The sequence below is a fragment of the Lachnospira sp. genome, assembly GCF_016290755.1.
GTDB classification, from domain to species: Bacteria; Bacillota; Clostridia; order Lachnospirales; family Lachnospiraceae; genus Lachnospira; species Lachnospira multipara.
The window spans coordinates 1-15,938 of record NZ_JAEEVD010000057.1 but is presented as its reverse complement, the minus strand read 5'-3'; the positions used below and the strand labels follow the sequence as shown (position 1 = coordinate 15,938).

The following is a 15,938-nucleotide window of genomic DNA, read 5'->3' as shown; positions in this document are numbered from 1 at the left end:
ATGTCATTTTCTGTTAACTCATTTCGCATATAAAAATCCACCTCTTAAATCCTTATCCTAATTCTTAGAAACAACTTCTCCAGCCTTCTTATAAATTGACTTGGCCTCAACAACACCACGTACACTTGAAAGTGGGTAGATATTAGATTCTCTACCAACGATTGTACCAGGGTTTAATACGCTACCGCAACCAACTTCTACATTATCACCAAGGAAGGCACCAATCTTTTTAATGCCAGTCTCAATTCTTTCGTCACCATTTTTAATGACAATAAGCTTCTTATCAGACTTAACATTACTTGTAATTGAGCCAGCACCCATGTGAGCCTTAAAACCAAGGATTGAGTCACCAACGTAGTTATAATGAGGCACCTGAACCTTATTAAAGAGAATTACATTCTTTAATTCAGTTGAGTTACCAACTACTGCGCCTTCACCCACAATGGCCTTGCCACGAATAAATGCACAGTGTCTAACTTCTGCGTCCTTGCCAATGATAGCTGGACCTGCGATGTAGGCTGAAGGGAAAACATTAGCAGTTTTGTGTACCCATACATTTTCACCTCTAAGCTCGTATTCATCGGCTGGAAGTGTCTTTCCAAGTTCTATAATAAAGTCACCAATCTTAGCTAGGACCTCCCAAGGGTATGTGCAACCCTTAAAGATATCCTTAGCGATTGTTTCGTTTAAATCAAATAAATTATCAATTGTTAAATTCATATTGTCCTCCAAAGCTTTTATTCTACTGTAACTGACTTAGCAAGGTTTCTTGGCTTATCAACGTCATTACCCTTAAGTACTGATGTGTAATAAGCAATAAGCTGTAATGGAACAGCTGCAACCATAGGCATAAGTAGCTGATTAGCTTCTGGAAGGCAAATTGTTACGTCGCTAACGCCATCTTCAACGTCAACGCCAGGAGCAGCTATAAGTACGACAAATGCGCCTCTAGCCTTAACTTCCTTAATATTACTAATTGTCTTTTCTACTAAGTCCTTCTGTGTAGCAATGGCAATTACTGGCATTCCATCATCAATAAGTGAAATTGTTCCATGCTTTAATTCACCTGCTGCATAAGACTCAGAATGAATATATGAAATTTCCTTAAGCTTTAATGAACCTTCCATACTTAAGGCATAATCAAGGCCTCTACCAATGTATAATAAGCTATCTGCATTAAGAAGCTTTGAAGCTGCAAACTGGCAAGCTGGCTTAAGATTAATAGCTTCCTCTATCTGCTCTGGAATATTCTCTAATAACTTAGTGTATTCAACTAACTGTTCCTTAGTAATCTTACCTTTAGCAAATGCTAACTGGAAGGCAAGTAAGTACATTACTGAAACCTGAACCATGTAAGCCTTTGTTGAGGCAACTGAAATTTCTGGACCTGCATGTGTATATAAAACATAATCTGCAGCTCTAGCAATTGAGGAACCCTTAACGTTAACAATAGCAAGAGTCTGGGCACCTCTCTCCTTAGCAAGTTCAAGAGCTGCCTTAGTATCAGCTGTTTCACCTGACTGAGAAATAAGAATAACTAAATCTCCCTTGTTAATTAAAGGATCTCTATATCTAAACTCTGAGGCAATGTCTACAGTAACGGATACTCTAGCCATTTTCTCAATAACATATTTACCCACCATACCTGCATGCATAGCAGTACCACAAGCTACAATAAAGAGATTGTTATAGTTTGCTAGCTTCTCAAGAGAAATTCCTTCATTCTCAAAAGTAGGAATATGATTAGAAATTCTTGGTGTGATTGTAGTCTTTACAACTTCTGGCTGCTCATGGATTTCCTTAAGCATAAAGTGCTCATAACCACCCTTTTGAGCTGCATCAATATCCCAATCAGCAACGTTCATTTCCTTAGAAACTTCGTTACCATGAATATCAACCACCTTAACACCTGTCTTTGCTACAATAGCAATTTCATCCTGCTCAAGTAGAATATAATTTCTTGTATATTCTAAGATTGCTGTCATATCTGAAGCAATAAAGTTTTCACCCTTACCAATACCAACGATTAATGGACTTTCCTTTCTTGCTGCATAAACAACATCTGGAAAATCTCTAAACATAATACCAAGGGCATATGAACCCTTGATTTCTGCTAAAACCTTAGTAATTGTAGCAACAGGATCTCCATCATAGTAATAATCAAGTAACTTAGCTACAGTCTCTGTATCTGTTTCAGAAACGAAATTGTAACCTTCCTTAATAAGAAAATCCTTAATCTGCTTGTAGTTTTCAATGATACCATTGTGTACGATTGAAACTCTCTTATTACCATGTGGATGAGAGTTAATATCTGATGGTTCACCATGTGTAGCCCAACGTGTGTGACCAATACCCACGTGACCTACTGGCTTACCCTCTCTATCCATCTTGTCTACTAAATTCTTTAAACGGCCCTGGCACTTCTTTACATTAATAGAACCATTTTCAGAAACAGCAATACCAGCTGAATCATAGCCTCTATACTCTAACTTAGATAAAGCGCCAATTAAAACGTCAGCACTATCTCTACTACCTACATAACCTGCAATACCACACATAAAAAATATCCTCCTTGATAATAGCCACTATTTCTTGTAATTCTTCGCGCTTTCATTAAACAAGCCATAAAGCATGCCTTGATTATTAAGCATCTTAACGCCATTAGTTCTGCGAACAACAAATGCATTCATCTTTTCCATGTATTCATCTGCTGTAATGTCGCCATTGGCAACCATTGTCAAGCCCTTCTCCCAACTTGCGGTAAGTTCCGGGTTTAACAAGGCCTTAATCGAATTAGCCACTACATCATAAATTATCTCTCCAAAAAGGCTTGGAGTAATGATCTGAGTCTTCTTAGCTATAGAAATGTATTTCTTAGTCTCTAGCTTCTTTAAGATTTCTGCTCTTGTGGCAGAAGTACCAATACCGCTACCTTTTATTTGAGCTCTAAGTTCTTCATCTTCAATTAACTGTCCTGCATTTTCCATGGCAAGAATCATTGAACCAGAAGAATATCTCTTTGGAGGGCTTGTTTCGCCTTCCTTTATATTAAACTCAGTAAAGTCTATATTAGCCCCTTTTCTAATCTTTTTCAATAGTTCAAAGAAAGCTGTATCATTAATATCCTCATCGGCTTCATCTTCTTCTGATTTACTAGCCTTAGAAGCCTTTGAAAATGAGTTTTTCGCTACCTTTAAATAGCCCTCGTCCGCTAATGTCTTAAAGGATGCGTATAAATTTTCATTCTTAACATTTAAGTTCATTGCTACTCTTTGATAAATAGCTGCTGGATAGAAAATGCTTAAAAACCTTCTGCATATTACTTCATAGGTCTTTAGTGCAGTCTGCGAGAGACTTCCTAAATTATTAAAGCCCTGACCTGTTGGTATAATAGCATAATGGTCTGTAATAGCCTTGTCATTACAATATCTTGTCTTTTCAATGCCCTTAAAGCTTTCCTTTTCTAGTATTTCGCTTGCAAATTCCTTCACAGGGGCGAAATTACGAAGACCAGCTATATTTTTATTAATCTCCTTAGAAATGGCGGTTGAGAGCACTCTCGCGTCAGTTCTAGGATATGTTACAAGCTTTTTCTCGTATAATTCCTGAATGATATTAAGTGTCTGATCAGGACTGATTTTAAAAAGCTTACTACACTCGTTCTGAATTTCAGCTAGGTTGTATAAAAGTGGAGGATTTTTCGTCTCCTTCTTTCTTTCAATGGACTCAACCACAGCTGTTTGTGGCAAAGGATCTGATAGAAAATTTAAAAGCTCAGTAGCCTTTTCCTTATCCTTAAAGCCCTTATCATTATAAAGATAAGGAGTGTTATAATACTTACTCTTCTCACTTACCTTCCATTCTGCATCAAACTTGTGTCCTTCAAGGTTGGCACTACCTATAACACGATAAAAGGGTGTCTTTACGAAAGCTCTAATTTCACGTTCTCTTTTAACCACCATACCAAGTACGCAGGTCATAACTCGACCAACTGCAATACTTGCTCTATCCTCGTGTAGGTAATTTGCCACATTTCTCCCATATTTAAGAGTTAAGACTCTTGAAAAATTTATACCCATTAGGTAGTCTTCCTTAGCCCTTAAATAAGCGGCATCGGAAAGATTGTTATATTCAGAAATGTCCTTGGCATTCTTTATACCCTTTTGGATTTCCTCCTCTGTCTGAGAATCAATCCAAACTCTCTTTTCTTTCTTACCAGTAACCTTAGCTTCCTGTCTGACTAATCGATAGATGTATTCTCCTTCACGTCCCGAATCGGTACAGACATAAATTGTTTCTACATCTTCTCTGTTAAGCAAAGAGCTAACTATATCAAACTGCTTTTTAACAGCAGGTAAAACCTCATACTTGTATTCCTGTGGAATAAAAGGAATCGTATCTAAACTCCATCTTTTTAGATTAGGATCATAGGCCTCTGGATAGCTCATTGTAACTAAATGTCCAACACACCAAGTTACAATCACATCTCCGCCCTCAAGGTATCCGTCCCTTCTAGACAAGCTAACATGTAGCGCCTTGGCAAATTCCTGGGCTACACTCGGTTTCTCCGCTATAAATACGGATTTTCCCATTATTTCCTCCAATTAATTTAATTATTTTCTTAGACTGCGCCATAAGATTATAAAACGAATTTTAAAAAATGTAAAACCATCCTTTAAACTAAAGCAAATCCTTTTAGAAATCATTAAGGCTGATTAGCTTAATATTAGGGTTTTGACGGGATAACTGATTAATCTCCTCTGAAAAGCCTTCCTTAGCAAAAAGATATATATAATCTGCATTAATCTCAGCTTGAGATACATTTTCCAAAAGATTATTATACTCCTCCATACTAAAGGCCTCATCTGACCAATTGCACTTACCAACTAAGAACTTACCAGCAGCATCGCTAACAATAATGTCAATATTGCCATCTTTACCCCACCATCTAGAACGGCTGTTAATCTTAATTTCAAGCTTGCCCATAGAATCAAGAAGTTCGATAAACTCAGTACCTACAGTAACAAAGGCCTCTCCTGCAAACTCATAAATTGTTGGAGCGATATATTTGTCATAAAATTCCTTAGCACCTAGCTTTGAAAGTCTTGATTCATTGGCATAAATGTACTTAAACCAAAACTTTGTGTAGCCTGACTTTATATTATATAAGCCCTTTCTTGTGTGCTCTTTGCCAGCAATATCATAAGAAAAGACCTTCTCCACCACTTCACGCTCAATTAAATTCTTTAGATAAACGCTAATCTTATCTCTACCAAAGCCTGTGTGCATGTGTAGCTCGTTTAGCTTATTCTCGCCGTTTGCCACGCAGTATAGGATTGTATTATAAAGAGAAGTCTCACGAAGCTCCTCTTTAATGTAGTTTGCCCCCTCGTTATAAAGTAACTTTCCAGGCTTTAATACATTTTCAATAATATTCTCCTTAAGGCTTAGCTTGTCGCTTAACTCACTTAAGTAGCCTGGCACGCCCCCTGTAATGGCATAAATTGCCAAATCATCAAGGACAGAGTGCTTTGGAAACATTCTAACTATATCTACAAAATCAAGTTCCTTTAGCTTAAGGAAGGCACTTATTGCGTTGGCATTCTCACCGATTGCCTTAACCATGCTGTTTTCCACCCAGCTAATAGAAGAACTTGTAAGGATTATGCAAACCTTATCATCAAAGAGCTTACCTGAAACCATGGCATTAATTACTGCCATAAAGTCCTTGTTGGACTTGACGATATTTTGGAATTCCTCAATGATTACAAGCTTAGTATCCCCTGAAAGCTTTGTAACATTATTTAGCAAATGTGCATATTCACTATACATATCCTTCTTTGGAAGCTTTAATTTCTCCTTTTCTTTATCAAAATCTATCTCCATATCCTCACTCTTACTAATGAGGTTAGATTCTATCATCTCTTTTCTTAAAAGCCTTATCTGCTCTTCTTCTGATGCCTGACAAGCAAGGTAATAAAAGGCATCCTTGTCCTTTATAAACTCTCTCATAAGGCTTGTTTTACCTATATTTGTTCTACCATAGCAAATAGTAAGTGTACTTTCATTACATGTATAACCATCGTTTAATTTGCTTAATTCTGTGCTTCTTCCTAGTAACATAATTCTTTCTCCCTCTAGCTAAATATTCTAGTTATTATCCTCTTCCTCATTCTTAGACTCATCAAGTGTGAGACTATAAGCTGGAATATATTCTTCAAGAAAATAATTCGCTTCCTTTAAGTCAAGCTTTAAAATAGCTTGATAAGTAGACTCCTTAGCTTTTGAAAAATCTAGGTTTCCAGTGTTAATTTCTTCGATACATTTTATATAGGCTGAAATCTTATCTGCAGCCTTAACATAAGCCCAGAGCTCCTCTTCCTTACTAGTCTCAAGTAAAAGTGGCTCATAAACCTTTCGTAAATTAAGGGGCAAGCCTGTTAAAATCTCGTCCTTTGCCACATGCTCTACTTCCTTATAGGCATTTCTAATTACTGGAGAATAGTACTTTACTGGAGTTGGCATATCTCCTGTTATAATTTCTGTAACATCGTGGTACATAGCAAGAATAGCTAATCTTTCGGCATTAATTGTCCCGCCAAAAATTTCGTTATTAATGACGCCAAGTGCGTGTGCAATGAAGGCAACCTCTAAACTATGCTCACTAAGATTTTCTTCCCTAGTGTTGCGCATTAGACCCCAACGGTTGATGTACTTCATTCTAGACAACATGGCATAGAAATGATTACTTTTCATAAAATCCCTCCCTAATTATTTATGAAAAAATGAATTATTAAATTAAAGTGGACATTCGGAATCCGCTTCGCTACTTCCTCATGAACGCAGTGGCACTGCGTTCAACTAAATCTAAATTTAAGTTTAAACTAAAGCGAGGCTTTTATCAAGACATTTTAAGAATAAAAAAGGGCAAGAATAAGACTTTTAATTAGTGTAAAGTCCTATCTTTGCCCTTTGTAAAATTTATTTCTCAACAATCTTAGATCTACAATTACTTAGCTGTAATATAGCCCTTTGCCTTAAGTAACTCAGCGATTAATACGGCACCACCTGCTGCACCTCTAAGTGTGTTGTGTGATAAACCAACAAACTTATAGTCAAATACAGCATCTTCTCTTAATCTACCAAGAGAAACGCCCATACCGTTCTCATAGTTAACATCTAACTTAACCTGTGGACGGTCATCTTCTTCTAAGTACTGGATAAAGTGCTTTGGAGCGCTTGGAAGCTCTAATTCCTGTGGAACTCCCTTGAAGTTTCTCCACTTTTCAATGATCTGCTCCTTTGTTGGCTTCTTCTCGAAGTTAACAAATACTGCAGCTGTATGTCCATCAAGAACTGGAACTCTGATACACTGGCAAGTAATCTGTGGTGTTGTAGCTGGAACTACCTTACCATCCTTTACTTCACCCCATAATCTAAGAGGTTCCTTCTCAGACTTTTCTTCTTCACCACCAATGTATGGGATGATGTTCTCAACCATCTCTGGCCACTGAGCAAATGTCTTACCAGCACCTGAAATAGCCTGATATGTTGTAGCGACTACAAGCTTAGGACCAAATTCCTTTAAAGCATTTAAAGCTGGTGTATAGCTCTGGATTGAGCAGTTAGGCTTAACACAGATAAAGCCTCTCTTAGTACCAAGTCTCTTTCTCTGAGCCTCAATAACCTCTAAGTGCTCTGGGTTAATTTCAGGTACTACCATAGGAACATCCTCTGTCCAACGGTTAGCACTGTTATTAGAAACTACAGGAACTTCTGCCTTAGCATATCTTTCCTCTAAAGCCTTGATTTCATTCTTTGGCATATTAACTGCACAGAATACAAAATCAACTGACTCTACGATCTTATCAAAATCCTTATCCATATCATAAACTGGCATCTTCTTAACAAATTCAGGCATTGGAGTAGTCATCTTCCAACGTCCATCAACAGCCTCCTCATAAGACTTTCCTGCTGAACGGCCTGAAGCTGCAAGTAAAACTACTTCAAACCAAGGATGATTCTCAAGTAATGTAATGAATCTCTGTCCTACCATACCTGTACCACCAAGAATACCAACTCTTAATTTCTCACTCATCGTCTACCTCTTTCCTCTGCCACTTAACTTAGACATTTACTACATAATTCCTAAAAAATACAATAAAAGAGTTCAAAAACACTCTTTATCCTTTTGTCTTTCTGTGGCGGACATTTGTATTTTCACTAAAGAATATTATCATAATAAAAGCTATTTGGCAAGCCATTTTCCATATAATTTTATCATAAAAAATTACTTAGGCAATACGAAAATAATACAACCATAAAAACAGAAAACGGGGTCTTAAACCCCGTTTTCAAAAATATTAGGAGAAGTAAAATCTTGCAAGCAATTTTAATGGTCTAGCTGTAGTTTTTTACTACACATTATTGACCCACAATATTTTCTTCTTGTTATCTTTAATTAGTAATTAGTTATGCTTCTTCTTAATGCTTACTACCACACCTACTGCAATTGCAACCCCTGCAATTACAAGGAGGATGATGTAAGGAATTACATTAGCTGTATCACCTGTTTGTGAAGTTGATGTAGCTGTTGTATCTGCTGAATTGTTAGTTGTTGTTACTGTTGTATTTGCTGAATTATTAGTTGTTGTTACTGTTGTGTCTGCTAAAACTATTTCATCATTAGCAGTAACTACATCTGTATCAGCTGCAACTTCACCTGCAGCATTAGCAGTGATTGTTACATTTGTGCTAGCGCTACCATCCTTTGAAAGGATTATAAATTCATGAACGCCAGCTGATAAGCTAGCCATGTAATCTGCGCTAATTTCAACTATTGTAGAACCTGAGTAAGCAACATAGTTTGAAGGATCAATAAGCACGCCATCTACCTTAACACCAAGGAATAAATCAAAAGATGCGCTAGATCTTAATACGAGCTTTTCAGTTCCTGTAACCGTAACGCCATCGCCTTCAAGCATCTCATAAACAGTATCTGTATCAGCAGCTACTTCTGTTGAAGTCTCTTCCTGAGACTGTGTTGGAGCCTCTGTAGATTCCTCTGTTGAAGCCTCTGTGCTCTCTTCTGTTGAAGCTTCTGTTGCCTCTGTTGGAGTCTCTGTAGATTCTTCTGTTGAAGCTTCTGTTGCCTCTGTTGGAGTCTCTGTAGATTCCTCTGTTGAAGCTTCTGTGCTCTCTTCTGTTGGTGCCTCTGTAGATTCCTCTGTTGAAGCTTCTGTTGGTGCCTCTGTTGATTCCTCTGTTGAAGCCTCTGTGTTCTCTTCTGTTGCAGGCTCTGTGCTGCTTGAAGAAAGGAGCGCAATCTTCTGACTTGCTACATTAAAGTGTGCACCAAGTGAGCTAATATCACTTGTTGCTTCAGTTTCATATAAACCATTTACATTGATTGTGCCATCAGCATTTCTAAATAAGCTATCAATATCCTGATTTACTGAAATGTTGTTATTAGCATTCTTAAATGAAGAAGCTGATAATGTGTAAGCTGCTGAAGCTAAGCTACTTAGCTTGCTGCTATTGTTAACTGAAACACCAAGAGATGTTTTAAAAATATAATTTTTCTTATTATAAGATACAACTGATGAAGAAATTACACCAGTAAACTTATCACTGCTAGAATTGTTATAAGAAACAAGGTTCTTATAAAGAGCTCCTGATGCTGATCTGTAACACATAAAGTTAGCCTTGCTTGAATCACCACCGCCATTAGAAGCTGCTGTACAGTTCATAATTGTAAGGTTTGAAGGATTGTTGTTATCTGTAAATCCTGTTGCACCGTTATTAAATGCTAAGCAGTTAAATACGTAGTGAGCAGTACCAACGCCAGAACCACCAAGTTTAAAGCCATTCATATCACCACTACCAAAAGATGTACCTGAAGTAGTCTTACCATTTGCAAAGGCTACACAGTTTCTAATTGTTACAACCCCAATAGGGCCTGTTTCTTTCTTAGCAAATAAATCCCAACCATCATCTGAGTTTGCATATGAAATACAACCATCAAATACATTGCCTTCACCACATGTTAACTTAGCAGCGAAACCATCTGCATTTTCCTTAGACTTTAAATCACAGTTATCAAATGATGTACAGTTTAAAATTAAGTTGTTTGAAGGCCACTGTGATACTTCAGAATATACTTTATTAAATCTTGAAAGCTGTAAGCCTGTATCGTGGTTTGCTTCAAATACACATCCTTCAATAATATTGTTGTTACCTGAAAGTAACATACCGTTATCACCAGCACCATAGAATGTAATGCCGTTTACATACCAGTAATCACCATCAAGTACTACGCCTCTATTATTAGGATCTTCTACCATAGAAGAGAAATCAAGTACTACATTAGCATTGTCTGCTGCACGTAAAATCTTATAATTTCCCTCGCTACCACAATTAGTTTCTGTAATAAGAATTGTTGCATCAAACTTATATGTTCCGTCAGCCATAATGATTGCCTGACCAGCAGCTACATTTTCTAAAGCAGCTACTAATTCTTCTGAAGTTGATACATAAATTGCATTAGCAAAATCTGAATCTGTAGCCTGGCTTAAATCTGTATATGAACCAGAATATGCTGTATTTGTCTTATCATAGTTAGCAAGACTTACTGTTGAAGCTGCATCATCCTTAGACTCTGTACTTGTTTCAGCCTCTGTACTTGTCTCTGTCTCTGTGCTTGTTTCAGCCTCTGTTGTTGTTTCAGCCTCTGTAGTTGTCTCTGCCTCTGTACTTGTCTCTGCCTCTGTGCTTGTTTCTTCTTCTCCATATGAGTAAACCATATAGAAGAGGTTGATTGAATCACCCTTTGTTACTGTAACAGTACCAGCAGCTACATCTACTGTAAGTACATTAGAAGAACCAACTTTATAGCTTTTACCATTTATCTTGACCTTCTTACCATTGGCATCTGCCGAACCACCAAATACTAAAGTTAACTTACCATCCTTTGCTGCTTTAAATGTAACAGATGTTTTAGATTCCATCTTTAAACATCTAGTAAGACTTAAACCATTATATGTAACTTTTCCCTTATCTGTTGAGAGATTACCAGAAATTGTATAAAAATCACTAGTTGTTCCATCAACAGTGAAGTTATGAACATATGAAACAGATGCGTCTGCTGCAACTTCTGAGCTTGTTTCAGTTGTTGTTTCCTTGCTTGTCTCTGTTTCCTTAGTTGTTTCTGTTTCAGCCTCTGTACTTGTCTCCTCGCTTGAAGCACCTGACTTAACACCTAATACTGAAACTAATTCTGTATTTTTGTAATTTCTTACAAGTGCAAGTAATTCTGTATCTACTGCGTAGCTACTGTCATCTTCCTCGCTAAATGTGTAATCAATTACGCCGCCACCCTGGCTACCTGCGTTTGCAGTAACGATTGTCTTAACATCTTCAGCCGCGTCAATGTTAGACTCGTCAACGCCAAGGTCTTTATTTGTATCAAAGTTATCATAGCTTGTTGAACCTACTAAAGTCTTGTAGCTGCCTGAAACGACTTCGTCTCTTGAGCTTGCAAGGTAAGCATCATAGCTAGTTGAATTTCCGTCTTCTGTGTTAGCGTAAATTACTGAGCCTGAATTTTCCATGAAATTATTAAAGGCCTTAATTACGCCGCCGTTTTCACCTGAAAATGTACCATCACCTAAAGCATCTGTACCCTGAAGTGAGCTAAGCATTGGATGAGCACATCCTCTAAAATAGTTGTTTTCAACGAAAGCTGACGAACCAGTTGTTACACCAACACCATACTTTGAATTTCCATCATAGTAGTTGTTGTATAAATGTACTGACATAGTTCTAATTCTTGCCATTCTTGAATCCGAATGGTCAAACCAGTTGTGATGGTATGTAATGTAATTTGGACCAGATTCTGACTTCATACCACAAAGTGAACATTTTCCTGAATCATAAAAATGTACATATGAAACTGTTACATACTGTGAATTACCCTTGATATCAACTGAGCCATCACCCTTTGCCTGATCCGAATCAGAACCTGCATTACCATAATAAAGATCCATGTTATGAACCCAGATATTACAGTTGTCTGTATCAATTGAAATACCATCATCCATGAAATAAAGGATTGAGAAGTTTCTAATTTCTACATTGCCAGCATTTCTAAGTAAGAAACCAAAACCATGAACTGAAGCATCCTCACCTACACCCTCGATTGTCATGTTAAGCTGTGAATAAGCATTCTTACCCTTAATCTGAATACCCTCAGAGCTACTACCAAAAGAATCAACAGAATCAGCATCAATATTACCAATAATTCTTACATCAAGTGGTCTTGTTTCATAACCCTTCTGATATGCTGCAATAATTGCCTGTAAACCAGTAGTTTCTGTATATTTATTCTTACCAGTCTGGATTGTTGCAGTTACAGTCTTAGCTGTATCGCCATAGATATATAAGACAATAGCATCTGACTTTAATGTTCCGTCTTCGTTATAAGCACCAGATCCTGTCTTATAAGTAGAATCGCTTGAAAATGCGAAACCTGATCTATCATAAGCAGTTACTGTAAGTGTATCTGTAACACTAGCCTTATCACTGACTTCCTGGCCGTTTACATAAGGTACAACCTTAATTACATATTTACCTGCTGATAAACCAAGTGCATCAACTCTCCAATAATTTGTATACTCCCTAATAAGCTCGTTGTCTAACTTAGTATACGCACTATCATCACTTGTTGCCTCCTTCACATAAGCAACATATCCGTCAGCCCCCTTTACGCTTGTCCATTCAGCGTATGCTGACTCTAAATAACCTGCGGCATCTGTAAATACTACAGACGCTACGCTAGCCTTTGCAGTCGCAATTGATGCTGTAATGATAATAGATAAAGTCATTACAACTGCTAAAAGCGATGCAAGGCGCTTTCTTGTCGTTCTCTTAAAAGCACCCATCATTTTGTTTTCCTCCCAATAAATTGTTCATTATCCGTAGCTTTCATTGTGCAACTTTTACATATGAAACTGCATCAATGCATTTATATTATCAATTTTTACCATATCTTCAAATAGGACTATACTAGTTCTTTGGTACCTATTTCATTGACAAGGTACTAGTTTTAAATGAGAATCATACTTTTGGTAGGGTGCACTATGCATACTTTTTGATATATTTTTATAATTTATTTGTGCAATTTTACTAGTAAATTTGTATTATATAAAAGCAATATCCTTAATTTTATAAAAGTTAATATAGACTTATCTTCAAACAAAGAGGGGCGAAAGGTTACCCTTTCGCCCCCATTTATTAGGAGAAGTAAAATCTTGTAAGCAAATTAATATGCATAACCACTAGATAGTTCTACGTAATAAATATCAATAGCACCTGTTGTTGAAGCTAAATAATAAACTCCATCAGATGGAACTGTTAAAGTCATAGAAACTAACTTCTCGTAAGATACATTCTTTGTTGCCACTGTATTTCCATTGGCATCAAGAAGTGCAAGTGTCTGCTTCTTTGAACCATCAGAAATAGCATAAATCTTTACCTTAGTCTCTCCTGCAGCGTTAAATGCAATGCTTCTATAAGCATTATTTCCAACGCCTGATAATTTAATTTTTCTTGTAAAATCAATATTCTTAAAGTTTTGTGTATCACTTTCTACTACTACACTATTAGAGCTATTAGCTAAAAGCTTGAAGCCATCAACTGTTGTAGCATTTTTATAAGTACCAGTTGCTAAATCGTTAGCAGAAAGAACTAGCTTGCTTGCTGTAGAGCTAGGAGCAGTTGTTTCTGGCTGGCTTGTTGTAGCCTCTGTTGTAGATTCTGTCTGTGTTTCTGTAGTAGTTTCAGTTGTTGTTTGTGTTGTATTCTCAGTTGCATTTGTTGTCTCTTCGCTAGTTTCCTCATAACTAACGCCTGATGCGTTACCTCCCACTGAAACTAGTGATGTCTTATAAGCCTTAAGTGCTGCCTTTAATGCTTCATTTACAACATAAGCCTCATCATCTGCAGATGTAAATGTCCACTTAAAATCACCACCATTTATTCTACCTGCATAAGCAACTACAGAATTTTTTGCTGCTTCTGCTGATTGAACTGTATAAGAATACATAAGTGAAGAGTTTGTATCAAAATTATTGTATGTTGTAGAGCCCTGCTTTGTTTTAACTGATGATGAAATCTGCTCGTTTCTAGAAGTTGCTTCATATACGTCAAAGCTCTGGCTATTTTGCTGATATGTAATGACGCCCTTACCGCCTACAATTGTGTTGCCGTAAGACTTAATAATACCGCCGTTTTCACCTGAGAATGTGGCATTAGCTGTACCATTAGCAATATCAGATCCCTGCATTGAGCTAAGCATTGGATACTTACAATTTCTAAAGTAGTTGTTCTCTACAAATACTGAGCAACCCATTGTAGCACCTACACCATACTTTGCATTACCATCATAGTAATTGTTGTAGATGTGAACTGTACAAGTACGAATTCTTGGATGTCTACTATCTGAATGGTCATACCAGTTGTGGTGGTATGTGATGTAATTTTCAGTAGATTCTGACTTCATACCCTGAAGATTACATTTTCCATTGTCATAGAAATGGTTGTAAGAATGTGTAATATAGCTTGATGTCTTAGTATCAAGAGCGCCATCACCCTTTACCTGATCTGCATCAGAGCCTGCATCTCCGTAGAAGAAATCACAGTTATGAACCCAAACATGGTCATCATTTTGCTGTAATCCAACATCATCGCCTTCACCTGAATTACAGTTCATGAAACCTAAGTTTCTAACTTCCACATTTGATGCATTTGCAATACGAAGACCCCAACCATCGCAAGTTGCATCCTCGCCTACACCTTCAAATGTAACACCACAAGCTAGTCTCTTTGAAGAGCTGCTGCCCTTGATTAAAATGTCACCGTCCATCATCACATCAAAATCAGTGATTTGGCCAATTAAACGAATATCAAGCGGACGTGAGTCGTAACCCTTCTTGTAAGCATCTAAGATGTTTTGAAGACCTGTAACTTTTGTAGTTGCCCCCTTTGAACTTGTAACTACGTCAAGTGATACAGTATTCTTAGTCTCTTCTGTAATATAAAGAACTACTGCATCAGATTTTAAAGTACCATTAGAGTTATAAGCACCACTTGCATCTCCATCAACGAAGGCGAAACCTGAACGGTCATGCGCCATTACGCTGATAGTTCCTGTAGTAACGCTCTTAGTTGTCTTACCAACAACTGCATCGATCTTTAAAACATAATCACCTGCTTCAAGGCCAAGAGCATCCACTCTAATGTAATTGCTATAATGTCTAATTAATTCGTCATCAAGCTGAACATAGGCACTGTCTGCCTGGCTTGCCTTCTTAACATAGGCCTTATAGCTACTAGCGCCATTAACTGGAGAAAATGTAGCATATGCCACCTCAAAATCTCCCTGGCTAGAAATTAAACTTATGCTACCTGTAGCTGCCTTTGCAGTAAGTAGCGAAGTTGGAATAAGTACACTAACAAGCATAGCTAGTGTAAGTAATAAAACTTGGCACTTTGTGCCAATTGAATTCTTAGCTAAATTCATTTTTTGCCTCCCATGCGTTTTTTGAAATAACTTTTAATATAAAGCGTTCAAAAAATGCACTTCGAATTCAATATAAACAACAACATGGTAATTGTAACAATTAAGATTTTTAAAATAAATCGTACCTTACTAGTTTTTTAGTACTAGATACTTTAATTTGGTACTATTTTATAAAATATATCTAATTCTAAAGTCTTATTTATGCAATTTACACTAGATATAATATCTATCTTCATAGAAAATGTATTTCGTTAGAAAAGATGTCAGTAAATAGTAAAGCGGACATTCGGAATCCGCTTCGCTACTTCCTCATGAACGCAGTGGCACTTTGTGCCACCTGTCAGAAGGGGCTTTAACCCCT

The 15,938-nt window shown here is 37.1% G+C and carries 8 protein-coding genes; all 8 read right to left on the bottom strand.

The window, feature by feature from the left end; all coding sequences use genetic code 11:
* Positions 1-57 precede the first annotated feature (57 nt).
* The 8 genes from QVA17_RS10960 to QVA17_RS10925 all read right to left on the bottom strand — a co-directional run bounded on the left by QVA17_RS10960 (position 58) and on the right by QVA17_RS10925 (position 15,577).
* A complete protein-coding gene (locus QVA17_RS10960) occupies positions 58-720 on the bottom strand; it encodes a UDP-N-acetylglucosamine pyrophosphorylase (protein ID WP_027430566.1) in 663 nt (220 codons plus the stop codon).
* A gap of 17 nt (positions 721-737) precedes the next feature.
* Positions 738-2,558 carry a glutamine--fructose-6-phosphate transaminase (isomerizing) gene (gene glmS / locus QVA17_RS10955; RefSeq protein ID WP_287388910.1) on the bottom strand — a complete coding sequence of 607 codons (1,821 nt, stop codon included), beginning with the start codon at positions 2,556-2,558 and terminating at the stop codon, positions 738-740.
* Between the two features lie 27 nt (positions 2,559-2,585).
* Positions 2,586-4,592, bottom strand: a complete 2,007-nt coding sequence (locus QVA17_RS10950; RefSeq protein WP_287388909.1) for a DNA topoisomerase — start codon at positions 4,590-4,592, stop codon at positions 2,586-2,588.
* A 103-nt stretch (positions 4,593-4,695) separates the two neighbouring features.
* Complete coding sequence (locus tag QVA17_RS10945; protein ID WP_287388908.1) at positions 4,696-6,123, bottom strand: ATP-binding protein; 1,428 nt, start codon at positions 6,121-6,123, stop codon at positions 4,696-4,698.
* A gap of 27 nt (positions 6,124-6,150) precedes the next feature.
* A complete protein-coding gene (gene yfbR / locus QVA17_RS10940; RefSeq protein ID WP_027430562.1) occupies positions 6,151-6,756 on the bottom strand; it encodes a 5'-deoxynucleotidase in 606 nt (201 codons plus the stop codon).
* A 253-nt stretch (positions 6,757-7,009) separates the two neighbouring features.
* The gene (gene asd, locus QVA17_RS10935; protein ID WP_027430561.1) at positions 7,010-8,098 is read right to left on the bottom strand and encodes an aspartate-semialdehyde dehydrogenase; all 1,089 of its coding nucleotides are present in this window, start codon (positions 8,096-8,098) and stop codon (positions 7,010-7,012) included.
* A gap of 370 nt (positions 8,099-8,468) precedes the next feature.
* Complete coding sequence (locus QVA17_RS10930) at positions 8,469-12,941, bottom strand: pectate lyase family protein (RefSeq protein WP_287388907.1); 4,473 nt, start codon at positions 12,939-12,941, stop codon at positions 8,469-8,471.
* Between the two features lie 377 nt (positions 12,942-13,318).
* Entirely contained in the window at positions 13,319-15,577 is a 2,259-nt protein-coding gene (locus tag QVA17_RS10925) for a pectate lyase family protein (protein ID WP_287388906.1), read from the bottom strand.
* Between the last annotated feature and the right edge of the window lie 361 nt (positions 15,578-15,938).

Excerpts from the sequence above, each read along its gene's own strand:
- QVA17_RS10960 (WP_027430566.1), bottom strand. The coding sequence starts at position 720 with ATGAATTTAACAATTGATAATTTATTTGATTTAAACGAAACAATCGCT.
- QVA17_RS10950 (WP_287388909.1), bottom strand. The coding sequence starts at position 4,592 with ATGGGAAAATCCGTATTTATAGCGGAGAAACCGAGTGTAGCCCAGGAA.
- glmS (WP_287388910.1), bottom strand. The coding sequence starts at position 2,558 with ATGTGTGGTATTGCAGGTTATGTAGGTAGTAGAGATAGTGCTGACGTT.
- asd (WP_027430561.1), bottom strand. The coding sequence starts at position 8,098 with ATGAGTGAGAAATTAAGAGTTGGTATTCTTGGTGGTACAGGTATGGTA.
- yfbR (WP_027430562.1), bottom strand. The coding sequence starts at position 6,756 with ATGAAAAGTAATCATTTCTATGCCATGTTGTCTAGAATGAAGTACATC.
- QVA17_RS10945 (WP_287388908.1), bottom strand. The coding sequence starts at position 6,123 with ATGTTACTAGGAAGAAGCACAGAATTAAGCAAATTAAACGATGGTTAT.
- QVA17_RS10930 (WP_287388907.1), bottom strand. The coding sequence starts at position 12,941 with ATGATGGGTGCTTTTAAGAGAACGACAAGAAAGCGCCTTGCATCGCTT.
- QVA17_RS10925 (WP_287388906.1), bottom strand. The coding sequence starts at position 15,577 with ATGAATTTAGCTAAGAATTCAATTGGCACAAAGTGCCAAGTTTTATTA.